The 22,344-nt window shown below is 64.7% G+C and carries 21 protein-coding genes, 2 tRNA genes and 1 pseudogene; 14 read left to right on the forward strand and 10 right to left on the reverse strand.

Going from position 1 to position 22,344, the window contains the following annotated elements; genetic code table 11:
• Position 1 precedes the first annotated feature (1 nt).
• Both NA2_RS21290 and NA2_RS21965 read left to right on the forward strand, forming a co-directional pair.
• Positions 2-3,748, forward strand: coding sequence for an autotransporter domain-containing protein (locus NA2_RS21290; RefSeq protein WP_244423639.1), 3,747 nt, complete (start codon positions 2-4; stop codon positions 3,746-3,748).
• A 71-nt stretch (positions 3,749-3,819) separates the two neighbouring features.
• Positions 3,820-3,933 (forward strand): annotated as a pseudogene (locus tag NA2_RS21965) (IS6 family transposase); the annotation flags it as partial.
• A 352-nt stretch (positions 3,934-4,285) separates the two neighbouring features.
• Here NA2_RS21965 and NA2_RS12190 read toward each other — a convergent pair.
• Positions 4,286-4,361, reverse strand: a tRNA-Ala gene (locus NA2_RS12190).
• 258 nt (positions 4,362-4,619) lie between these two features.
• Between NA2_RS12190 and NA2_RS12195 the strand changes: the two genes are divergently transcribed.
• The 3 genes from NA2_RS12195 to NA2_RS12205 all read left to right on the forward strand — a co-directional run bounded on the left by NA2_RS12195 (position 4,620) and on the right by NA2_RS12205 (position 5,922).
• A complete protein-coding gene (locus tag NA2_RS12195) occupies positions 4,620-4,910 on the forward strand; it encodes a YggT family protein (protein ID WP_008597209.1) in 291 nt (96 codons plus the stop codon).
• A gap of 18 nt (positions 4,911-4,928) precedes the next feature.
• Positions 4,929-5,258 (forward strand): DUF167 family protein, encoded by a 330-nt coding sequence (locus NA2_RS12200; RefSeq protein WP_008597211.1) that lies wholly within the window; start codon positions 4,929-4,931, stop codon positions 5,256-5,258.
• Positions 5,259-5,322: 64 nt separating this feature from the next.
• Positions 5,323-5,922, forward strand: a complete 600-nt coding sequence (locus NA2_RS12205; RefSeq protein ID WP_008597212.1) for a hypothetical protein — start codon at positions 5,323-5,325, stop codon at positions 5,920-5,922.
• A gap of 8 nt (positions 5,923-5,930) precedes the next feature.
• Here NA2_RS12205 and ppa read toward each other — a convergent pair whose 3' ends face one another.
• The 5 genes from ppa to NA2_RS12230 all read right to left on the reverse strand — a co-directional run bounded on the left by ppa (position 5,931) and on the right by NA2_RS12230 (position 9,425).
• Entirely contained in the window at positions 5,931-6,470 is a 540-nt protein-coding gene (gene ppa, locus NA2_RS12210; RefSeq protein WP_008597214.1) for an inorganic diphosphatase, read from the reverse strand.
• 213 nt (positions 6,471-6,683) lie between these two features.
• Positions 6,684-7,190: a GNAT family N-acetyltransferase gene (locus tag NA2_RS12215; protein WP_008597216.1), complete on the reverse strand. Its 507-nt coding sequence runs from the start codon at positions 7,188-7,190 to the stop codon at positions 6,684-6,686.
• Between the two features lie 87 nt (positions 7,191-7,277).
• On the reverse strand, positions 7,278-7,922 hold the full coding sequence (locus NA2_RS12220; protein WP_008597217.1) for a TPM domain-containing protein: 645 nt from the start codon (positions 7,920-7,922) through the stop codon (positions 7,278-7,280).
• Position 7,923: 1 nt separating this feature from the next.
• Positions 7,924-8,781, reverse strand: a complete 858-nt coding sequence (locus NA2_RS12225; RefSeq protein ID WP_008597219.1) for a TPM domain-containing protein — start codon at positions 8,779-8,781, stop codon at positions 7,924-7,926.
• 14 nt (positions 8,782-8,795) lie between these two features.
• Positions 8,796-9,425: a LemA family protein gene (locus tag NA2_RS12230; protein ID WP_008597220.1), complete on the reverse strand. Its 630-nt coding sequence runs from the start codon at positions 9,423-9,425 to the stop codon at positions 8,796-8,798.
• Between the two features lie 126 nt (positions 9,426-9,551).
• Here NA2_RS12230 and NA2_RS12235 point away from each other — a divergent pair, with 126 nt between their 5' ends.
• From NA2_RS12235 to NA2_RS12245, 3 genes are all read left to right on the forward strand, one after another.
• Positions 9,552-9,788, forward strand: coding sequence for a hypothetical protein (locus tag NA2_RS12235; RefSeq protein ID WP_008597221.1), 237 nt, complete (start codon positions 9,552-9,554; stop codon positions 9,786-9,788).
• A gap of 6 nt (positions 9,789-9,794) precedes the next feature.
• Positions 9,795-10,679 (forward strand): pyridoxal kinase PdxY, encoded by an 885-nt coding sequence (gene pdxY / locus NA2_RS12240; RefSeq protein WP_008597223.1) that lies wholly within the window; start codon positions 9,795-9,797, stop codon positions 10,677-10,679.
• A 61-nt stretch (positions 10,680-10,740) separates the two neighbouring features.
• Entirely contained in the window at positions 10,741-11,382 is a 642-nt protein-coding gene (locus NA2_RS12245; RefSeq protein WP_008597224.1) for a carbonic anhydrase, read from the forward strand.
• A gap of 15 nt (positions 11,383-11,397) precedes the next feature.
• On the opposite strand, the gene NA2_RS12250 is transcribed toward NA2_RS12245, so the two are convergent.
• Positions 11,398-12,660 carry a multidrug effflux MFS transporter gene (locus NA2_RS12250; protein WP_008597226.1) on the reverse strand — a complete coding sequence of 421 codons (1,263 nt, stop codon included), beginning with the start codon at positions 12,658-12,660 and terminating at the stop codon, positions 11,398-11,400.
• Positions 12,657-13,118, reverse strand: coding sequence for a MarR family winged helix-turn-helix transcriptional regulator (locus NA2_RS12255; RefSeq protein WP_008597227.1), 462 nt, complete (start codon positions 13,116-13,118; stop codon positions 12,657-12,659). Before NA2_RS12255 ends, NA2_RS12250 begins: the two co-directional genes overlap by 4 nt.
• A gap of 159 nt (positions 13,119-13,277) precedes the next feature.
• Between NA2_RS12255 and NA2_RS12260 the strand changes: the two genes are divergently transcribed.
• The 6 genes from NA2_RS12260 to NA2_RS12285 all read left to right on the forward strand — a co-directional run bounded on the left by NA2_RS12260 (position 13,278) and on the right by NA2_RS12285 (position 21,517).
• Positions 13,278-15,329, forward strand: coding sequence for a M3 family metallopeptidase (locus tag NA2_RS12260; protein WP_008597229.1), 2,052 nt, complete (start codon positions 13,278-13,280; stop codon positions 15,327-15,329).
• Between the two features lie 121 nt (positions 15,330-15,450).
• Positions 15,451-17,019, forward strand: a complete 1,569-nt coding sequence (locus NA2_RS12265) for an alkaline phosphatase D family protein (RefSeq protein WP_008597231.1) — start codon at positions 15,451-15,453, stop codon at positions 17,017-17,019.
• 203 nt (positions 17,020-17,222) lie between these two features.
• A complete protein-coding gene (locus NA2_RS12270; RefSeq protein WP_008597233.1) occupies positions 17,223-18,149 on the forward strand; it encodes an MBL fold metallo-hydrolase in 927 nt (308 codons plus the stop codon).
• 186 nt (positions 18,150-18,335) lie between these two features.
• Positions 18,336-20,159, forward strand: coding sequence for a translational GTPase TypA (gene typA / locus NA2_RS12275; protein WP_008597234.1), 1,824 nt, complete (start codon positions 18,336-18,338; stop codon positions 20,157-20,159).
• Positions 20,160-20,283: 124 nt separating this feature from the next.
• On the forward strand, positions 20,284-20,895 hold the full coding sequence (locus tag NA2_RS12280) for a LysE family translocator (RefSeq protein ID WP_008597235.1): 612 nt from the start codon (positions 20,284-20,286) through the stop codon (positions 20,893-20,895).
• Positions 20,896-20,905: 10 nt separating this feature from the next.
• The gene (locus NA2_RS12285; RefSeq protein ID WP_008597238.1) at positions 20,906-21,517 is read left to right on the forward strand and encodes a LysE family translocator; all 612 of its coding nucleotides are present in this window, start codon (positions 20,906-20,908) and stop codon (positions 21,515-21,517) included.
• A gap of 287 nt (positions 21,518-21,804) precedes the next feature.
• Here NA2_RS12285 and NA2_RS21970 read toward each other — a convergent pair whose 3' ends face one another.
• Positions 21,805-22,188 carry a hypothetical protein gene (locus tag NA2_RS21970; protein WP_157188219.1) on the reverse strand — a complete coding sequence of 128 codons (384 nt, stop codon included), beginning with the start codon at positions 22,186-22,188 and terminating at the stop codon, positions 21,805-21,807.
• A gap of 52 nt (positions 22,189-22,240) precedes the next feature.
• Positions 22,241-22,328: transfer RNA gene (locus tag NA2_RS12290), tRNA-Ser, on the reverse strand.
• Positions 22,329-22,344 lie beyond the last annotated feature (16 nt).

The following is a 22,344-nucleotide window of genomic DNA, read 5'->3' on the forward strand; positions in this document are numbered from 1 at the left end:
CGTGACCATTCCGTCCGGCTCGACGAGCGGCATCGTGGTGATAAACCCGTCCGCCGATGTCACCGTGGAGGCGGACGAGACTGTAACCGTTAGCATACAGAGCGGCTCAGGCTATACCATCGGTGCGCCGTCCTCTGCCACAGGCACGATCCTGAACGACGACCTTGGGGTTCTGACGATCAACAATGTCACCTTTTCCGAGGATGACTCCGGAACTCAAGCGATACCGTTCACAATATCGCTCAGCAGTCCCGCCGGACCCGGTGGTGTAACGTTCGATATCGCCACCGCCGACGGCACGGCAACAGCAGGCGAGGACTACGCAGCAACCAGCATCGTGGGCGCCAGCATATCCGCAGGGCAGAACACCTATGTTTTCAACGTTGATCTCTACGGCGATACAACCCATGAAACCACCGAGACGTTTTTCGTCAACATCACCAACCTGACAGGCGCTACCGGGGCCGATCTCCAGGGACTGGGCACAATCGTCAACGACGATTCCATACCCACGATCACTCTGACTCCTGCCAGCCTTTCAGCAGCAACAGTCGGGGCGCCCTACAGCGAAACCGTGACCGCCAGCGGCGGAACAGGGCCCTACACCTATGCCGTCACCGCGGGCGCCTTGCCCGGGGGCTTGACGTTGAGCGCCTCGGGCGTGCTATCCGGCACGCCGACGAATGAGGGAACAGTCAACTTCACCATCACCGCAACCGACAGCGGCGGTGGAACCGGGCCATACAGTGGCAGCAGGGCCTACACGATTGACGTCGCTGCGCCCACAGTGACCGTGAGCCCAGCCACATTGCCTGCCGCAATCGTCGGCACGCCCTTCAGCCAATCCGTGACCGCCACTGGCGGAACAGCACCGCATAGTTATGCAGTTACGACCGGCGCTTTACCCCTGGGCCTAGACCTGAGCCCAGCGGGGTTACTTTCCGGTACCCCCACGGCCGGCGGGACGTTCAATTTCACCATCACCGCCACCGACAGCAGCGGCGGAACCGGGCCGTACAGCGGGAGCAGGGCCTATACGCTCACCGTTGCAGCGCCCGTCATCACCGTGAGCCCCACCACGTTGCCACCCGCCACCCAGGGTGTCCCCTACTCACAGACCATAACTGCCAGCGGCGGCACGGCGCCTTATACTTACTCAGTTACCGCCGGCGGCTTGCCTTCGAACCTGAGCCTGAGCAGCACCGGTGTGCTCTCAGGCTCGCCAACTGTAAACGGAACATTCAACTTCACCATCACCGCCACTGACAGCAGCACCGGCAACGGTCCATATGGCGGCAGCCAGGCCTATTCGTTCCAGATAGGCGTCGGCACTCCGCCGGTGGTCGGTTCCGTGAGCGTTCCCGCCAACGGGTATTATCGCGCGGGGGAGGTTCTTTCCTTCACGGTCAATTTCAACGAAACCGTTCTGGTGGATACGTCGGGCGGTTCGCCAAGCGTTCCCCTGGTAATCGGCGCTGCAACGGTCGATGCCAGCTATGTGTCCGGAAGCGGATCGAACGCACTTGTCTTCCAGTATCTGGTCGATCCGGGCGATCTGGACCTGAACGGCATTCAGATCGGAGGCGTCATCGGTCTGAACGGCGGCGCAATTGCAAACGCCTTCAGCACGCCTGCCGACCTGGCCCTCAACAACGTTGGGAGCACCACAGGTGTCCTCGTTGACACAATAGCGCCGACGGCAACCTCCAGCTCGGTGAGCGGCAGTCCGGCGCCGGATGCGGTCGCCGTTGATTTCCTGGTGACATTCTCGAAGCCGGTAAATGGCGTCGATTCATCGGATTTCGTCCTGACGAGGACGGGGAGTGCCTCAGGGGCGGTCACCAACGTCGCCACCTCGGACAACGTGACATATACGGTCAGCGTCACTGGTGTTTCCGGAACAGGCTCGCTGCGGCTCGATGTTCTGGCGGACGGATCGATTACCGATACGCCCGGCAATCCGATGACCGCAGCGTACGCGTCCGGAACGCCCTGGGTGCGCAGCGGATCCTCCAACGCCTCGCTGGCCGGCCTTGCACCGAGTGCTGGTGCCCTCGATCCCGCGTTCAATGCGGCTACGTTCGGTTATGCCGTTGCTGTCGCCAATTCGGTTGCAAGCCTCACCCTGACCCCGACCGCCGATGACGCCAACGCGACGATCACCGTCAACGGCACGGCGGTTGCTTCCGGCAACGTCAGCCAGCCGATCACCCTTTCAGTCGGAGCAACGGCGATCCCTGTCGTGGTCACGGCACAGGACGGCGCAACCACGCGCACCTATACGGTCACGGTCACGCGGGCTTCCCCCGCCCCGACCGTTGTGTCCCGCATCGTCGCGATCAACGCGGGCCAGACGGCGTCTGTCGAACTCACGGACGGCGCGACGGGCGGTCCGTTCACCGGCGCGGCGATTATAGACATATCCGACAGCAGCGCCGGTTCCGCTCACATCGAACAGAACGGGCAGAGTTTCCTGCTTGTGTTCGCATCCAGCCCGACCTTTTCAGGTGGCGCCGACGTCCGGTTCACACTTTCGAGCGCTCATGGAACTTCGGCTCCCGGAACGATCTCCTTCACTGTTCTCGCACGGCCCGACCCCGCACTGGATGCCGAAGTCCTTGGACTGTTGAGAGCTCAGGTCGATGCTTCTAAGCGCTTCGCGCAGGCGCAGACACGCAATTTCAACGGGCGGCTCGAGCAGCTTCACGACGAGGGCGACCGCCGCAGAAACAGCCTGAATGTGCGGTTGGGCTATAGTGAGAGTGCGGAGCGCGGCGACCGCACGGCCGGATCACTGAACGAGGCAGGAGCCGATGCGCCCGGTCTTCTCGGCTATGCTCCTCAATCTTCCGGCGGAGCCAGCGAAGGGGGGCTTGCTGCGGGCAAGGCGAACGGGCTGGGTGCCTCGGATGGCAGCATGGACCTCGGACCCTACGCCATATGGACGGGTGGCTTCGTCGATTTCAGCCAAAGCGACAATGGCGGCATCGATCTTGACGGCACGCTCGTCGGGGTAAGCGCCGGCATCGACTACCGCTTTTCCGACAGGTTCATCGGCGGGTTCGGCGTCGGGTTTGGCCGCGACCGTACCGATATCGGCGCAAACGGCACCGAAAGCACGGGACTTGCCTACAGCGCCGCACTTTACGGAAGCTACAAGCCGGCCGACAATTTCTTCATCGACGGGCTCATCGGTGCGAGCTGGCTCGACTTCGACAGCCGCCGCTATATCACCGCCACCGGCGATTTCGCCATGGGCAGCCGGTCGGGCCAGCAGGTCTTCGGATCGTTGAGCGCCGCTTACGAGTTCCGCGACGAAACATGGCTCCTGTCACCCTACGGCCGCATCGAGATGTCCCGGACATGGCTCGACGGCTTCGCTGAGGAAGGCGGAGGCACTTTCGGCCTGCGCTATGGAGACCAGACCATCGACACGGTTTCCGGCGTCATCGGTCTTCGTGCGGAATATGCGTTCAAAAGGAGCTGGGGCACGCTGACGCCCGGCGCGCGTATCGAATACACGCATGATTTCGCCGGGTCGAGCCAAGCGAAGCTGGGCTATATCGACCTAGATCACCTACCCTACTGGCTCGACGTCGAGGCCTCCAGCAGGAGTTACGTGACGCTGGGGCTCTCACTTGATGCGGAACTGCCGCAGGCATGGACGCTCGGCGTCGACTATCGGACCGCCTTCGGAAATGCGCGCCAGGATCACACGTTCGGGCTGAAAGTCGGCAAACAGTTCTAGCGGCTCTGTCGCAAACCATCGGGTGATGGCCAGGGGAGCATGAAGGCTCCGTGGTTTCGGCAGCGTTCGTCATGTTCGAGGCCCATCATTTTGATCGCCCGGCGATCCTGCTTTCCGTACGCTGGTACCTTGCCTACAAACTCGGCCTTCGCGATCTGGAAGAGATGATGGCCGAGCGCTGCATTCCTCGAAGCCGATCCGCATCCGGCAGAGCCAGCACCTCAGCAATCAGACGGAGCAGGAACACCGGCGCATGAAGCACCCAGTCCGATCAAGGCTCGGCTTCAACCGGTCGGCGGACGTCGGGGAAATTGCGATCCTGACGGTCTTTGCCACCTATGAGCCACGGGAAGGTGGATGCAGAACATCAGGCGCTTTTTGGCTCGGCCCAACGCCTTTCACCAACACGGCCACCCCTTTCGAGGATTCTATCGCAAACCAAGGCTCAGGACCCATTGAACGGCAGGTCGTGTGTCGACAGAAAACCCGCCGCTGTTCGGATCGAGACTTGTGGGCGAAATTTAACCGGCGGACGGTTGGTGGAGCTGAGGGGAATCGAACCCCTGACCTCGTCATTGCGAACGACGCGCTCTCCCATCTGAGCTACAGCCCCGTTTCGCCGGTGGGCCGCATTTAGGTCCGCCTCCCCCCGCCTGTCAAGCAGCGAGTGCGTGTCGGGGCCGGGGACGATGCGTCGCGCCGGCATCTTTCGAAGATGCTCCCGCGCGGCAAAAAAACCATGCAGACTTGTCGGGCTTGGCTGCAATGGCTACATGTCGCAGAATTCGCGTCGCGGCGGCGCAGGACGGCATCCCGTCCGGCGCTCACGCGTCGCACCCGGACAAGGCCCAACACCCATCAGGAGACCGGCATGATCGCGCTAATCCAGACCATCGTCATGGCGCTCGATATCTACTGGTGGCTGATCATCGCCTCCGCCATCTTCTCCTGGCTCTACGCCTTCAACGTGGTCAACCCGCGCAACCAGTTCGTCGGCTCTGTCGGCAACTTCCTGTTCCGCGTGACGGAGCCGGCGCTGCGACCGATCCGCAGGATCCTCCCCGATCTCGGCGGCATCGACATCTCGCCGATTATCCTGCTGCTGATCCTGTTCTTCGTGCGCCAGTTCATCCTGACAACGGTTGCCCCGGCCCTGATCTGATCCGGCCTGATCGGAGACATGGCCGATCATCCCGCATGCTGCCGGCCCGTTGAAGACGGGCTGCTGCTGTTCGTCCGGCTGACGCCGAAATCCTCCCGCGACGCCGTGGAAGGGATGGTGAGCGCCGATGATGGCAGCGCCCATCTCAAGGCACGCGTCCGCGCCGTGCCGGAAGGCGGCAAGGCCAACGCCGCGCTCGAAAAGCTCCTCGCGAAGACCTTCGGCATCCCTGCCGGTGCCGTTTCCCTGAAAGCCGGGGCGACGGCACGGTTGAAGACCATCGCGCTGCGTGGCGAGACATCGGCCCTGCTTGCCCGGCTCACGCAACTGGTGCAAGACAGCCGATAGAAGCCGCCGGCGAAACCCGCTATGGTGCGCGCGAGGATCGTTGGAGATTTCGGGAGCATCGTCCATGCGGCTGACCCTATGCGCGTTCTTTCTCGCTGCCACGGCGGGACTTGCCGGCGCGGCGGAACTGGAGAGCGCCTACACCGAGATCGACGTCGAGAAGGATTGCGCGCCTTTCGCCAATGCCGGCGACGACGGGGGCGACTGGACGAACTTCGTCTGCCCCGGCTGGCGCGGCTACCCGGTCCTGATCTACTACAGCGACCTGCGCGAATCCGTCTTCTACGGCTTCCCGCCGGCCGGCGAGATGGCGCCGGAATGGGAGAGCTTCGCCGGCTTCAACAACACGGGGCCGACCATCGAGTGGCGCATCCTCGTGGACGGAAACCGCCGCACGCCGGTCGCCACGATCCATCGCTGGTTCGTCGCCAACGCCGACGAGACCGAGAAGGACATCGAGGTTCTGGTGGTGGAAAGGGTCGGGCAGCTTCTGCAGCACGAGGGCTGCGTCATGGGCTATGTGGTGGCGACGGGCAACGAAGGCGCCAATGAAAAGGCCCGCCGCATCGCCGATGAGCAGGCCTTCGATTTCGCCTGCGGCGCCGATCAGCCCGTGATCGACGCCGGAACGGTCCCGCTGCCGGAGCCTTCCGGCGGGGAATAGGAGAGGGTCTACCCGGCCTTCTTCGCCTTTGCCCGATCGATCGCCTCGACGATCAGCTTGCGCGCATGCGCGGCATCCAGCCAGTCGCCGATCTTCACCCACTTGCCGGGTTCCAGATCCTTGTAGTGCTCGAAGAAGTGCTGGATCTGCTGCCGCGTGATCTCCGGCATGTCCGTGTAGTTCTTGACGTCCTCGTAGCGGCGCGTCAGGTGCGGCGAGGGCACGGCGATGATCTTCTCGTCCTGGCCGGAATTGTCCTCCATCACCAGCACGCCGATCGGCCGCACATTGATCACGCAGCCGGGAATGAGCTGGCGCGTGTTGCAGACCAGAACGTCGATCGGGTCGCCGTCGTCGGACAGCGTGTGCGGGACGAAGCCGTAATTCCCCGGATAGGTCATCGGCGTGTACAGGAAGCGGTCGACGACCAGCGTCCCGGACTCCTTGTCCATCTCGTACTTGATCGGCTGGCCGCCGACCGGCACTTCGACGATGACGTTGACGTCTTCGGGGGGATTATCGCCGATGGCGATGGCGTCTATGCGCATGGAAAGAGAAACCCTTCGTTCTGGCAGGTGGCGGCTGTTCTCCCCGGTGCGGTCGCTACGGATGACGACCAGCCGGACGTGCAGCCAGGAAATGAATGGGTGCGCTTTATCGCGTCATGCGCCGCATGGCAATGCGCACGATGTTGCACTGCGAAACAATTGGCGTTCCGCAGGCACGTCAAAACCCTGGATGACGGTGATGAAACCGGAAGATCAGTCCCAGACGAAGGCCAGCTTGCGCAGGGCCCTGTTGTCGAAAACCTCGACCCCTTCGGCCACGTCGCGGCCGCCGGCGCCGGCGTAGAAGGCCAGCGCATTGCCATTGTCTTCCAGCGCCCACACGACGAGTCCTTTCAGGCCATGTGCCGAAAGCATCTCGCGCGCCGCCCTGAACAGCCGGGAACCGAGGCCGACGCCCTGATACTCGGGCCGGAGGTAGAGCTCGTAGATTTCGCCTTCCTGCGATAATTCGCGGGCGCGGTTGCGGCCGAGCGTCGCATAACCGGCGATCTCGCCGCCGATCTCGATGACGAGCACCGTCGCCGACCGGCGAATCGCGTTCGACCACCATTTCGGGCCGCGCCTGCCGATCATCCGGTTCAGCGCCTGATAGGGGATGATGCCGGTATAAGCGCCGCGCCAGGCGCTGTCATGCACCTCCGCCACCGCTTCCGCGTCCCTCGGTTCTGCCCGTCTGATGTCGATCGTCAGCGTGTTCATGGTTTCTTAACCATAGCTGCGCCGGCGGGGTATGCGCAAGCATTAGAACCCCCCTCATTCCGGTAGCGCACAGATGGGCAAAACGGCTCAGATTTCCGTCAGACGGTCGTCGATTTCGTTGCGGTCGCCCGCCTGCGCCGGGAAGTGCTCGCCAAGCACCGCGCCGACCCGCGCCACGGCCTCGACGAAGCCGTCGGCGAGCGTGGCGCGCCGCCCGTGGGCGAGCAGCATGGCCACCGTCTCGTTCCACACGCTCTGGTCGACGCAGGCGTCGATCTCGCGATCGGCGACCACTTCCACGTAACGCTCGGCGAGCGAGACGAAGATGAGCACGCCCGTGCGGTGTTCCGTGACGTGGATGTTGTGGGCGAGGAACTGCTTCTGCGCATTGTCGTGCGCGCGGCGATATTTCAGCGCGCGCGGCACCAGCCAGGCGCGCAGGCCAGGCAGCGCGACGACCAGCAGCGCCGCGGCGGCAAACGCCGCCAGTTGCGCCGAGGCGAACAGCACCGGTCCGACGTCGATCCACCATGTGTGCAAGCCGATCGCCAGGAGCGGACCGAGGATCAGGATCGCGATCGCGACCATCAGGCAGGCCGGATAGAGATAGCTGTCGCTGTCGCGCGCCAGCACGCAGTAGATTTCGCCGCTGGTGCCGCGCTCGGCCGCGCCGATCGCCGCAGTGACCCGGGCATGTTCCTCCGCGGAAAGCATCGTCTTGCGCCCTGCCATCCTACCAGCTCCCCGAAGCACCGCCGCCGCCGGACGAACCGCCGCCGCCGGAGAATCCACCACCGGACGAGGAGCCCCCCGAAGACCATCCGCCGCCGGACGAGCGTCCCCCCGACTTGTTGTAGTTCACATTCATGCCGAGCCAGCGATAACGGCCCGGGCCGATCTTCCGGCCGAAGATCGGCGGCAGGATCGTCATGGAGAGACCGCCGAAGAAGAAGAAGCACCAGACCATGAGAAACAGGATGCCCGGCCAGTCCATATCCGAGCTCTCGTCGGAATTGCGCTCGGCGCGCGCTTCCAGCTCGGCGGCATTGCCCTCCAGCACCATGACGATGTCGTCGACGGCGCCGCTGATCCCGCCGGCGAAGTCGCCGGCCCGGAAGGCCGGCACCATGGTGTTCTCGATGATCAGCTTGGAGTGCAGGTCCGTCAGCGTACCTTCAAGGCCGTAGCCCACCTCGATGCGCATCTTGCGGTCGTCGACGGCAACCAGCACGAGGACGCCGTTGTCTTCCCCGGCCTGCCCCAGCCCCCAGGCGCGGAACAGGCGGTTGGCGAAAGGCTCCAGCGCCTCGCCATCGAGGCTCCTGATGGTGGCGACGACGATCTGATCGGAGGATTTCTGCTCGAAGGCGGCAAGACGGGCGGTCAGCGCCTCCTCGCTCGCCGCGTCGATGATGCCGGCATTGTCGACGACCCGTCCCGTCAGCGCCGGCAGTTCGGCGGCCGACAGCGCCCCCGACAACACCAGGACGGGCAGCAGCAGGCCGACCAGCAGCGCCAGCAGCAGCGCCCTCACCGGACGGCGGCCACCCTGTTGAAGCCGCGCCGGGACCGACCCGATCGCATCCCCCATCTGCCGGACCCCGCTCAGCCGCCGCTGTTCGTGCCGAAGTTCACCTGCGGCACCGACATCTTGTCCTCGGCGATGCTGAAGGTCTCATAGGGCTGCGCACCGGTGAACCAGAACTTCGCCCACAGCATCGAGGGCAGCGTCCTGAGCGACGTGTTGTAGAGGCGGACGGCCTCGATATAGTCGCGCCGGGCGACGGCGATGCGATTCTCGGTCCCCTCGAGCTGCGCCTGCAGGGCGAGGAAATTCTGGTTCGACTTCAAGTCCGGATAGTTCTCGACCACCGCCAGAAGCCGCGACAGGGCGCCGGTCAGACCGGACTGTCCCTCCTGGAACGCCTTGAAGGCTTCCGGATTGCTCAGCATCTCGGGCGAGACCTGCACCTGCGTCGCCTTCGCCCGCGCTTCCACGACACCCTGCAGAACCTCGCGCTCCTGCGCCGCGAAGCCCTTCACCGTCTCGACCAGGTTGGGGATCAGGTCGGCGCGCCGCTGATACTGGTTCAGCACCTCGCTCCAGGCGGCCTTCGCCTGTTCCTCGCGGGTCGGGATCGTGTTGAAGCCGCAGGCGGAAAGCAGCGGCAGCATGACGAACAGCGCCACGAGGGCGGAAACCGGCCGGACAGCAGACATCTTGGCGGCGGACATGAAGCGACCTCTCATCGGACTTGGATCTCGACGACCTTAGAACATGGTCCAGTGATAGGAAACCAATTCCGATCGCGGGAGGCTTGCTGTAGGGTCTGCCCTCGGCAGTATCAAGCGGATTGTATTATGGCGCGAAGACAGTCGGACGACGACCAGCGGAGCGAATCGCGCCGCATCCTCGACCGCGTCGGCCAGGAGAGCGAGAACGCCCTGCTGCACCGCATGCGCAGACACGTGGCCGCCGACGATGCCCGGCAGGACGATCCGATCGAGCTGTGGGGAACGCGCATCGGCCGGGTGATCGCCCTCGCCGTTCTTGCGGCGACGATCCTGTGGCTCCTCCTCAATGTTTTTGGTGGATAGCACTCCATGAGCAAACCGTTTCCCGAAGGCGCTCCGCCTGCCGTCATCGTCATCTCCAGCCATGTGGCGCGGGGCAGCGTCGGCAATCGCGCCGCCGTTTTCGCCCTCGAGACCCTGGGCTTCCCCGTCTGGGCCGTCCCGACCGTTCTCTTGCCCTGGCATCCGGGCCACGGCCCGGCCACGAGGATCGTTCCGGATACGGAACAGTTCGCCGCCTTCCTCGCCGATCTGGGCAACGCCCCGTGGCTCGGCGAGGTCGCCGCCGTCATGACCGGCTATCTCGGCGCGGCGAGCCAGGCGGACGCCGTCGCCAGCCTCGTGGAGAAGGTCAGGACGAAAAATCCCTCGGCGCTCTATGTCTGCGACCCTGTGCTGGGCGATCGGCAGGGGCTTTACGTGCCCGAGCAGACGGCCATCGCCATCCGCGACACGCTGATGCCGCTGGCCGATCTCGCCACGCCCAACCGCTACGAGCTGGAATGGCTGACGGGCAGCGCAACGCCCGACACCGCCGCCACCGTCGCCGCCGCCCGCAAGGCCGCGCCGCCGCGCATGCTGGTGACCTCCGCACCGACCGACCGCGAGGGACGGCTGGCCAATCTGCTCGTCGGGCGTGACGATGCGCTGCGCGCCGAGCACGATGCCATCGCGAAGGCGCCCAACGGCACCGGCGACCTGACGGCCGCCCTGTTCCTGGCGCACACGCTGCAGGGCGACAATGCCGGACAGGCGCTTGCGCTCACCACCGGTTCCGTGGTCGAGATCCTGGGCAAGGCAGCCGCGCGCGGGGCCGACGAGCTGATGCTGGAAACCGACCGGCCGAGCCTGACCCGTCCGCAAACCGCCATCGAGGTGAAACCCATGCGGCAGCCATACGCGCATTCCGCCTGAGCCTCGGCACCGCGCACAAAGCGCATTGCCTGATGGCGCATTTCCCGCTATCTCGCATTCCATGACCCATCTGCCCGAACGCCTTCTCGCCGGTTATCGCAACTTCATGGCGGGGCGTTATTCCGCCGAAAGCGACCGCTATCGCTCGCTGGCCAAGGATGGCCAGTCTCCGACAACCATGGTGATCGCCTGCTGCGATTCACGCGCCGCGCCCGAAACCATCTTCGACGCCGGTCCGGGCGAACTGTTCGTCGTGCGCAACGTGGCCAATCTCGTGCCGCCCTATGCGCCGGACGGCCAGCATCACGGCACGTCGGCGGCGCTCGAATTCGCCGTCCAGAGCCTGAAGGTGAGCAGCATCGTCGTCATGGGCCATGGCCGTTGCGGCGGCATCGGCGCGGCCCTCAACCCGTCGGCCGAACCGCTCTCGCCCGGCGACTTCATCGGCAAGTGGATGGGGCTGGTGGCGCCTGCCGCCGAGGCGCTGTCGGGCAATCTGATGACCGCCGCCGAGCGCCAGACCGCGCTGGAGCGCATCTCCATCCGCTACCAGGTGGCCAATCTGCGCAGCTTTCCCTGCGTCAAGATCCTGGAAGGCAAGGGACGCCTGACCCTGCATGGCGCATGGTTCGACATCTCGACCGGCGAGTTGTGGGTGATGAACCCGGAAACCGGCGATTTCGAACGGCCGCAGCTTAAGTAGACGTTTCTGCCGGCGCTACACCGGTGTGGAGGGCGTCGGATGGACCGCCGTCGCCAGCTCTGGCTCCGGCAGGCGGTGCCAGATCAGCCACGCGATGATCGCCGTCGCGCCCAGGGACGGAATGATGATCGCCATGCCCAGCACCGGGTCGCCGATCAGCGCCGCCAGCGTTCCGCCCAGAAGCCCCATGCCCATCTGCAGGAAGCCCGTCAGCGACGAGGCTGACCCGGCGATGCGCGGGAATGGCGCCAGCGAAGCCGTCATCATCGCCGGCGTGACGAAGGCGATGCCGAAGGCATAGACGCCCACCGGCGCCATCACACTGACGAAGCTGAGGGGCACGAAGGTCAGCGACAGCGCCACCGCCGTGCTTCCGATGCCGATGAAGGTCAGCCCCACCGGCACCAGCCGATAGGCCCCGTAGCGCTTCATCAACTGCCGCACGATCAGCGAGCCGGTGAAGTACATGCCGGTCTGCGCAAGCATGCCGATGCCGAACTCGGAGGGCGAAAGACCGACGCGCCCCATCAGGATGAAGGGCAGCACCGTCGCCTGCGTGTAGAGCGCGCCCACCGAGCCGGCGATGACGATGCTCGACAGCATGAAGTAACCGCTGCGCAGGAGCAGTCCGTAGGACTGGATCAGCGCCGCCGGTCGGATGCGCGACAGGTCCCGCTGCACCGTCTCCCGCAGGCAGAAATGCACCACGAGGACGATGGCGCAACCGGCTGCAAGCATCAGCCCGAAGATGGCGTGCCAGCCGGCGATTTCCATCGTCAGGCCGCCCAGCGTCGGCGCGAAGGCCGGGCCGACCGCCAGGATGATGCCGATCAGGTTCATGATGCGCGCCGAGCGCTCCTGCGTGAAGAGATCGCGCACGATGGCGCGCGACACCGCGACCCCGACGGCGGCGCCCACGCCCTGCAGGAAGCGCGCCGCGATCAGCACCTCGATCGTCGGCGAGAGCAATGCGATCAGGCTCGCCACCGCGTAGATGCCCATGAAGGCGAAGGTCACCGGCTTGCGCCCGAGACCGTCCGACAGCGGACCGCAGACGAGTTGCGCCAGGGCGAAGCCGGCAAAATACAGCGACAGCGTCATCTTCACCGCCGCCTCGGTCGTGCCGAAGGCGTTCACGATTTCCGGCATGGCCGGCGTGAACAGGGCCATGGAGAGCGGACCGACCGCCACCAGGACCGCGCCGATGATGCTGACGCGGCGCTCGCTCATCAGCGGCGCGGCGGCGGACGCTTCCAGCCTTTCGGGACGCTCGTTCATGTCGCATCCTCCTTGGGGGTCTGTCCGGCAAGGTTGCCGCGCACGGTCTTCAGCTGCTCGAGCAGCGCATTCCATTCATCATCGGAGAGTGCGCCGGCAGCCTTGCGCCGCACCTGCACGGCCACATCGGAAACTGCATCGAGCACCGCATCGGCAGCCTCCGTCAGTTCCACCAGCTTGGCGCGGCGATCCTTTGGATCGCCGATCCGGGTCACCAGCCCGTGGGCCTCTAGCCGGTCAAGATAGCCGCTCAGCGTCATCGCCTCGACGCCCATGCGTTCAGCGAGCACGTTTTGCCGCACGCGCCCGGCGCGCGCCGCATGGAAAAGGGCGCGCGCCTCGCCTGCGGTCACGCCGATGCCGGCTTCGGCGATGGCGCGGTCCATCTCCGCGCGGATCAACCGCGAGATGTCGGCGACGAGATGGCCGATGGACTCCGTGTTGGCGCGACGAGGCATGAGGACTCACTGATGTAATAAGGAATACTTATTATATGTCATACTTACTTTTATTGGACACCCGCGTCAACGCCCGCCCATTGCGCTCTCCAGCCGCCGCGCCTACATCGCTTGTGCATCTTCAGCCGCCCATCATCCCCTCTTGCCCCGGAACAGAGCATGGAAACCCCCGCCGCGACCCTCGCAGACAACCCGCTCACCCGCTGGGACGGACCGCTTGGACTGCCCGCCTTCTCCGCCTTCGACGATGCCGCCTTCGCGCCGGCCTTCGATGCAGCCCTCGCGGCGCATGCGGCCGAGATCGAGGCGATCGCGGAGAACCCCGCCACGCCGACCGTCGAGAACACGCTTGCCGCGCTGGAGCTGGCGGGCGACGCGCTCTCGCGGGTCTCGGCCATCTTCTGGTGCCGCGCCGGCGCCCACACCAACGAGACCATCCAGGCGCTGGAGCGGGAGATTTCGCCGCGCATGGCCCGGCATTTCTCGGCCGTCGTGATGAACGCCGCCCTGTTCGCCCGCATCGACCGGCTCTACCGGGAGCGCGACACGCTCGGGCTGGAGGCGGAAACCGCCCGCGTGCTGGAAAAGACCTGGAAGCACTTCGTGCGCGGCGGCGCCAGGCTCGGCGACGACGACAAGGCGCGGCTCGCGAAGATCAACGAGGAACTGGCCGGGCTTGGCGCCCGATTCGGCCAGAACGTGCTCGCCGATGAAAGCGGCTGGGTCCATTTCCTCGACGAGGGCGACCTCGCCGGCCTCTCGGACGCGCTGAGGAGCGCCATGGCGGAGGCCGCCGAATCGCGCGGACAGGCGGGCCGCTATGCCGCGACGCTGTCGCGCTCCATCGTCGAACCGTTCCTCGCCTCCTCCGAACGGCGCGACCTGCGCGAAAAGGTGTTCACCGCCTTCGCCCGGCGCGGCGAGAACGGCGGGGAGACGGACAATGCCGAAACCGTGGCCCGCACCCTGGCGCTCCGCACCGAGAAGGCGCGCCTGCTCGGTTATGACACCTATGCCGCGCTGAAGCTGGACGACACCATGGCGAAGACGCCGGACGCCGTTCAGAACCTGCTGCGGCCGGTCTGGCAGAAGGCCCGCGAGAAGGCGGCCGAGGACGAATGGGAACTGGCCCGCATCGCCGCCGGCGAGGGCCACAACCATGCCATCGCCCCCTGGGACTGGCGCTTCTACGCGGAAAAGCGCCGCGCCGAACGGTTCGCCTTCGACGAAAGCGCACTAAAGCCCTATCTGGCGCTGGAGAACGTCATCGCCGCCGCCTTCGATGTCGCCGCTCGCCTGTTCGGCCTCACCTTCGAGGAAGAAAAAGGCATCGCGGCGTGGCACGAGGATGTGCGCGTCTTCACCGTGCGCAACCCCGACGGTACGCGGCGCGGCCTGTTCCTCGCCGACTATTTCAACCGCCCGTCGAAGCGCTCCGGCGCCTGGATGAGCGCGCTCCAGTCCGGCTACCGGCTGGGCGAAGGCCAGGCGCCGATTATCTACAACGTGATGAACTTCGCCAGGCCGCCGAAGGGCCGGCCGGCGCTGCTCTCCATCGACGAGGCGCGCACCCTGTTCCACGAGTTCGGCCACGCCCTGCACGGCCTGCTGACCGAGGTGACCTGGCCGTCGATCTCTGGCACGTCCGTCCCGCGCGACTTCGTCGAACTGCCCTCCCAGCTCTACGAGCACTGGTTCACGGTTCCGCAGGTGCTGCGCAAATTCGCGGTGCATCACGAGACCGGCGCGCCGATGCCGCAGGAACTGCTCGACAAGATGCTGGCGGCGCGCACCTTCGACGCCGGTTTCGCCACCGTCGAGTTCACCGCCTCCGCGCTGGTCGACATGGCCTTCCACAGCGCCGGCGACGCGCCGGGCGACCCGCTCGCCTTCGAGGCGGCGACGCTGGCGGAGCTGGAGATGCCGGATGCCATCGTGATGCGCCACCGCACGCCGCACTTCCTGCACATCTTCTCCGGCGACGGATATTCGGCAGGCTATTATTCCTACATGTGGTCGGAAGTGCTCGACGCCGACGCGTTCCGCGCCTTCGAGGAGGCGGGCGACCCGTTCGACCCCGAAACGGCGGAAAAGCTGCGCCGGCACATCTATTCCGCCGGCGGGTCGGCGGACCCGGAAGATCTCTACAAGGCGTTCCGCGGCCGCATGCCGACACCGGAAGCCATGATGGAGAAGAAGGGGCTGGCCTGATCCGGCAGGGACCGGCCACCCGTCACACAATCTTCAGACAGGCGTCATCCGGCCGATAACCGGCTGCAACATTCGCACCCGAGATTGCTCCCGAGAATCACACAGATCCAGGGAGACTGTCATGACGTCCTTTGCAGTGAGTACCCGCCGCCGGTTCCTCATCGGAACCGGCGCAACCGCGCTGGCCACCACGTTGGGCGGGCTGGCGATGCCCGCCATCTCGCGCGCCGCAGCGCGCCCGGTCTTCACGCATGGCGTGCAGTCCGGCGATGTCGACACGACAAGCGGCATGATCTGGACGCGGGCTGACCGTCCAGCGCGGGTAGAATTCGAGGTCTCCTCCACGGAGAGTTTTGCGAATGCCACCCGCCTGCCCAGCATGGATGCGCTGCCGGAGAGCGATTTCGCGGTAAAACGTCTCCTGACGGAGCTGACACCGGATCAGGAGATCTTCTATCGCATGCGCGCTGCCGACCTCAACGACGGCAACGCCACATCCGAATGGATCGTCGGCCGCTTCCGCACGGCACCGTCTGCCCGTCGCAACATCCGCTTCGCCTGGTCGGGCGACACGGCCGGCCAGGGCTGGGGCATCGACGAGATGGGCATGAAGACCTACGCCACCATGGAAAAGCACCGTCCGGATTTCTTCCTGCATTCGGGTGACACCATCTATGCCGATGGGCCGATGGAAGACGAGGTAACGCTGAAGGACAGCAGCGTCTGGAAAAACACCGTTCTCATCGACGAAAAGCGCAAGGTCGCCGAGACGCTCGACGAGTTCCGCGGCCAGTGGAAGTACAACATGATGGACGAGCACGTGCTGGCGCTGAACGCCGTCTGCCCGACCTTCTTCCAGTGGGACGACCACGAGGTGGTCAACAACTGGTCGGCCTCGAAGGACCTGACCGCCGACGACCGCTACACGGTCAAGTCGGTGCCGCTGCTGCAGGCCCGCGCTGCCCGTGCCTTCCACGAGATGACGCCCATCCGCTACACCCCGGCCGAACCGGGGCGCGTCTACCGCAAGATCGCCTACGGGCCGATGCTCGACGTCTTCTTCCTCGACATGCGCTCCTATCGCGCTGCCAATTCGGACAGCCTTCAGGAGGCCGTGAGCGAGGAAACCCGCTTCCTCGGTGATGAGCAGATTCGCTGGCTCAAGCGTGAACTCGCCAATTCCCGCGCCACCTGGAAGGTCATTGCCGCCGACATGCCCATCGGGCTGGTGGTGCCGGATGGCGAGAAGATCGAGGCAATCGCCAATGGCGACGATGCCGGCCCGAAGGGCCGCGAGTTCGAGATTGCCGATCTCCTGCGCTACATCAAGAATGCCGGCATCGAGAACACCGTCTGGTTCACCGCCGATGTGCACTACACGGCCGCCCACTACTACAATCCCGACAAGGCCGCCTTCCAGGACTTCAAGCCTTTCTGGGAATTCGTTTCCGGCCCGCTGCACGCCGGCACGTTCGGACCCAACAAGCTCGACGGCACATTCGGGCCCGAGCTCAAATTTGTGAAGGCTCCCAGCGAGGAACAGGGTGCCAACCTGCCGCCCTCCGCCGGCTTCCAGTTCTTCGGCCTGGTCGATATCGACGCGGCGACCGAGCAGATGACGGTCCGCCTGATGGATCGCGACGACAACGAGCTCTACAAGATGACGCTCGACCCCGTGCGATCCGCCTGAGGAAGACGACGCGCGCATTTCAGCCGGGGCGGTCGCCGCCCCGGATTTTTATTGCGTGGTTTCCGCCTGTTCCGCACATGGATCATGGCATTACGCCGATTGAAGCAAATCCATGCCCATTTGGTCGCAGTCTGCGAAATTGCTTCTTCGCGCGCGGAGGGCTAACTAGCGCAATCGGACCTGTTCAGACCATGGAGAAGACGATGGACCAGACGCGTGACAATCGATCCGCGCCCGTCACCGGAGACAATGGCGGCAAGCCACGCGTCACCGTCTTCTTCGACAAGCGCACCTTCTCCGCGCAATATGTCGTCGCCGACCCGGCAACGGGCAAATGCGCCATCATCGATCCCGTGCTGGATTTCGACGAGAAATCGGGCGCCACGGCGACCGACAATGCGGACCGCATCCTCGCCTTTATCCGCGACGAGGGCCTCGAGCTGGAATGGATCCTCGACACGCATCCGCATGCGGACCATTTCTCCGCCGCCCATTATCTGAAGGGCAGGACCGGCGCCCCGACGGCCATCGGCCAAAAGGTGGTCGAGGTGCAGAAGCTCTGGAAAGCCATCTACAACTGGCCAGATTTCCGCGCCGACGGCTCGCAATGGGACCGCCTCTTCGCCGATGGCGACAGCTTCGCCATCGGCACGCTGCCGGTGCGTGTGCTGTTCTCGCCCGGCCACACGCTGGCCTCGATCACCTATGTGGTGGGCGATGCCGCCTTCGTGCACGACACGCTGTTCATGCCCGATTCCGGCACCGCGCGCTGCGACTTTCCCGGCGGCAGCGCCAGCCGCCTCTGGACGTCGATCCAGGCGATCCTCGCCCTGCCGGACGAGACCCGCATCTTTGTCGGCCACGACTATCAGCCCGGCGGCCGCGCGCCGCGCTTCGAGAGCACCGTCGCCGAGCAGAAGGCCACCAACAGCCATATGTCGAAATGCGCGACCGAGGCGGAGTTCGTGGCGCTGCGCGAAGCGCGCGATGCGACGCTCCCCATGCCGAAGCTGATCCTGCATGCCCTGCAGGTCAACATCGACGGCGGCCGCCTGCCCGAACCGGAGGCCAATGGGAAGCGCTATCTGAAGTTCCCCCTCGACGCGCTGGACGGCGCAGCCTGGGGTTAGTGCATGTCGCCCGGCGCGGCGGCCATCGGCCCCCGCCAGGCGCAATCCTCTGACGTTTGACGTGCGGTCGGCCGGCGCGCGGGAAAGCTGCACCCTTTCGCATCCGCAAAAAAACCTGTATGAGCGCGGCAACGCAACAGGCCGCGCCATGCCTTTCGCGCGCCCGCCGACCCCAAAAGAGCACCTATGAAACTGCGAAACATCGCCATCATCGCCCACGTCGATCATGGCAAGACAACCCTCGTCGATGAACTTCTGAAGCAGTCCGGCGCCTTCCGCGAGAACCAGCGCATTGCCGAACGCGCCATGGATTCGAACGACATCGAAAAGGAACGCGGCATCACGATCCTCGCCAAGGCGACCTCGGTCGAATGGAAGGACACACGCATCAACATCGTCGACACGCCCGGCCACGCCGATTTCGGCGGCGAGGTGGAGCGCATCCTGTCGATGGTCGACGGCGCCGTTCTTCTGGTCGATGCCGCCGAAGGCCCGATGCCGCAGACGAAGTTCGTCGTCGGCAAGGCGCTGAAGGTGGGCCTCAAGCCCATCGTCGCCATCAACAAGATCGACCGCCCCGACGCCCGCGCCGACGAGGTGATCAACGAGGTGTTCGACCTCTTCGCCGCGCTCGACGCCACCGACGAGCAGCTCGATTTCCCGATCCTCTACGGCTCGGGCCGCGATGGCTGGATGAACGAGGGCCCGGAAGGCCCGAAGGACCAGGGCCTTGCCCCCCTGTTCGACCTGGTGCTGAAGCACGTGCCGGAGCCGACGACGGAGCCGGGCGCCTTCCGCATGATCGGCACGATCCTCGAGGCCAACCCCTTCCTCGGCCGCATCATCACCGGCCGCATCGCCGCCGGCTCGATCAAGCCGAACCAGGCGGTGAAGGTGCTGCATCACGACGGCACGCTGCTGGAGAACGGCCGCATCTCGAAGATCCTCGCCTTCCGCGGCCTCGAGCGCCAGCCGATCGAAGAGGCGCAGGCCGGCGACATCGTCGCCATTGCCGGCCTTTCCAAGGGCACCGTCGCCGACACCTTCTGTGATCCTACGATCAGCCAGCCGATGGAAGCCCAGCCGATCGACCCACCGACCGTGACGATGAGCTTCATCGTCAACGATTCGCCGCTCGCCGGCACCGAGGGCGACAAGGTCACAAGCCGCGTCATCCGCGACCGCCTGCTGAAGGAGGCCGAGGGCAATGTCGCGCTGAAGATCGAGGAGGCCGAGGACAAGGATTCCTTCTACGTCTCGGGCCGCGGCGAACTGCAGCTCGCCGTCCTCATCGAGACCATGCGCCGCGAGGGCTTCGAACTCGCCGTCTCGCGCCCCCGCGTGGTCATGCAGAAGGACGAGAGCGGCCAGCTTCTCGAGCCCATCGAGGAAGTGGTCATCGACGTGGACGAGGAGCATTCCGGCATCGTCGTGCAGAAGATGTCCGAACGGAAGGCCGAGATGACCGAGTTGAAGCCGTCGGGCGGCAACCGCCAGCGCCTGGTCTTCCACGCCCCGACGCGCGGCCTGATCGGCTACCAGTCGGAGCTTCTGACCGACACGCGCGGCACGGCCATCATGAACCGCCTGTTCCACGAGTATCAGCCCTACAAGGGCGAGATCGGCGGTCGGGTGAACGGCGTTCTGATTTCCAACGACAATGGCGAATCCGTCGCCTTTGCCATGTGGAATCTCGAAGATCGCGGCCCGATGATCATCGATGCCGGCGTCAAGGTCTACCAGGGCATGATTATCGGCATTCACAGCCGCGACAACGACCTGGAAGTGAACGTGCTGAAAGGCAAGAAGCTCTCCAACGTCCGCGCCGCCGGCAAGGACGAGGCCGTCAAGCTGACCCCGCCGATCCGCATGACGCTCGAGCGCGCCCTGTCCTGGATCCAGGAAGACGAGCTGGTGGAGGTGACGCCGAAGTCGATCCGCCTGCGCAAGCTCTATCTCGACCCCAACGAGCGCAAGCGCTTCGAGAAGACCCGCGCCGGCGCGGCCTGAGAGCGGTGAAACCGCCAGGCCCGCATCCAGCCTGCGGGCCTGGCCCGACGCCCGGCGCGACAGCCGGGTTGACAGTTTGCAAACCTCGGCCACTAATCTCCGCCGGTTGTGGAGGAGATTTCACATGGACCCGGCATTCCTGCTGACTGCGCTCGTCGTCGTGCTCATTCCCGGCACGGGCGTCATCTACACGCTGGCTATCGCGCTCGGGCGCGGCGGGCTGGCATCGGTTTCCGCGGCCTTCGGCTGCACGCTGGGCATCCTGCCGCACATTGCGGCCGCGATCCTCGGCATCGCCGCCCTGCTGCATGCCAGCGCGGTGCTGTTCCAGATCGTCAAGTTCGCCGGCGTGCTCTATCTCCTTTGGATGGCATGGGGCGCCCTGAAGGAGAACGGCCTGCTGAATGCCGAGCCTGACCGCAGCGCGATCCGGCACCGGGCCATCGTCCGGCGCGGTTTCCTGATCAACATCCTGAACCCGAAGCTGTCGATCTTCTTCCTGGCCTTCCTGCCCCAGTTCATTCCAGCCGACAGCGCCGTTCCGGCGCTCGACATGGCCTGGCTCGGCTTCATCTTCATGGCCATGACCTTCGTGGTCTTCGTCATCTACGGGCAGATGGCCTCGCTGGTGCGCGGCAGGGTGCTCTCCAGCCCGGTCATCATGAAGTGGCTGCGCCGCTCCTTCGCGGCGGCTTTTGCCGCGCTCGGCCTGCGGCTGGCGCTTTCGGCGCGATAGGGAGACTTCCATGGACATCTCGGCCCTGATCATCTTCGCCGGCGCGCTTGTTGTTGCCGCCGGCTCGCCCGGTCCCAGCGTCGCGGCCCTCGTGGCCCGCGTCATCACACGGGGCTATCGCGATGTTTTACCGTTTCTCGCGGCCATGTGGATCGGCGAGGCCATCTGGCTGTCCTGCGCCATTTTCGGCCTGGCCTTCGTCGCCGAGAGTTTCCACATGGCCTTCACGGTCATCAAATATGCCGGCGTCGCCTATCTGCTCTATCTCGCCTGGAAGATGTGGACGGCACCGGTGGGCGTCTCGGAGGAGGACATGCCGCGCGCCGGCTCGCGCTGGCGCCTGTTCCTCACCGGCATGGCGGTGACACTGGGCAATCCCAAGATCATGATGTTCTACATCGCGCTTCTGCCGACCATCATCGATCTCGCGTCCGTCACGCTGGTCGGCTGGGCCGAACTGACGCTGACCATGGTGCTCGTCCTGGTGGCCGTCGACACGGCATGGATGGTCGCAGCCTCCCAGGCGCGTCGGCTGCTGAGAAGCCCGCGCGCCATGCGCATCGCCAACCGCACCAGCGCCTCGATGATGGCCGGCGCAGCGGCGGCGATCGCCGCGCGCTAAGGCACAATCTTATTTGGTTCTGCAAATCAACTTAGCTACCATCTTGTAGAGAAGTTTGCTGGAGCGGATAGATAGCCTGAGCCAACTGGCAAAGCACTGACACGGCCTGATAGGATTAGCTTCCATCAATGCTGATCAAGAGAATCAACAAGATTGACGTGCATCTCATACACTTTTCGTGTACGAAAAAGCTAGGAAGCGATGGAATATGCCCAGGACAGGCTTCGGTCGATTCCTAGAACAAACGCCGGGGTTATGCCTCGGCGTTTTTCATGCCTTAAAGGCATTCAGTTAAAGGTCGTGGGCGCCTGCTCAAAAGGGCTTGTAGAATCCTTTGGCGCGAAGCGCTTCTCGAAATACCGCTCACCAATATAGACTAATGCCCCCTCGCTTTTCAGCCGCGAGAGAACGGACCCAACCGTATCCTTTGCAACTGTAGGGACTTTCAGGCGTACTTGCTCATCAACTTCGCCAGTTGTAGCCCCCGATGTTCCTGCGGCCCTCATAATATCCAACACTACGGGTTTAACATTAGGGGAGCGTGTACGCACCGTTTTCGCCACAGTACCTACAGCGCCTCCCATTTTACCAAGCATCTTTATCAAGAGCGCTTCTTCGACACGTAGCTTTTCTATCTCGGCCCGAACTCGCTCCAGCTCTGCTTCGATCATTCTCATTTGATCTCTCGCATTCGCCATTTGGATTTACCTTCTGGTTGCGACGTGGTGTCCGCAGCCGGATTCGAACCGGCATGCCCAGGACAGGCTTCAGTTTTCAAGACTGCTGCGTCTACCAATTCCGCCATGCGGACACACTTGATACGCTAT

It is taken from the genome of Nitratireductor pacificus pht-3B (genome assembly GCF_000300335.1).
Lineage (GTDB): Bacteria > Pseudomonadota > Alphaproteobacteria > Rhizobiales > Rhizobiaceae > Nitratireductor > Nitratireductor pacificus.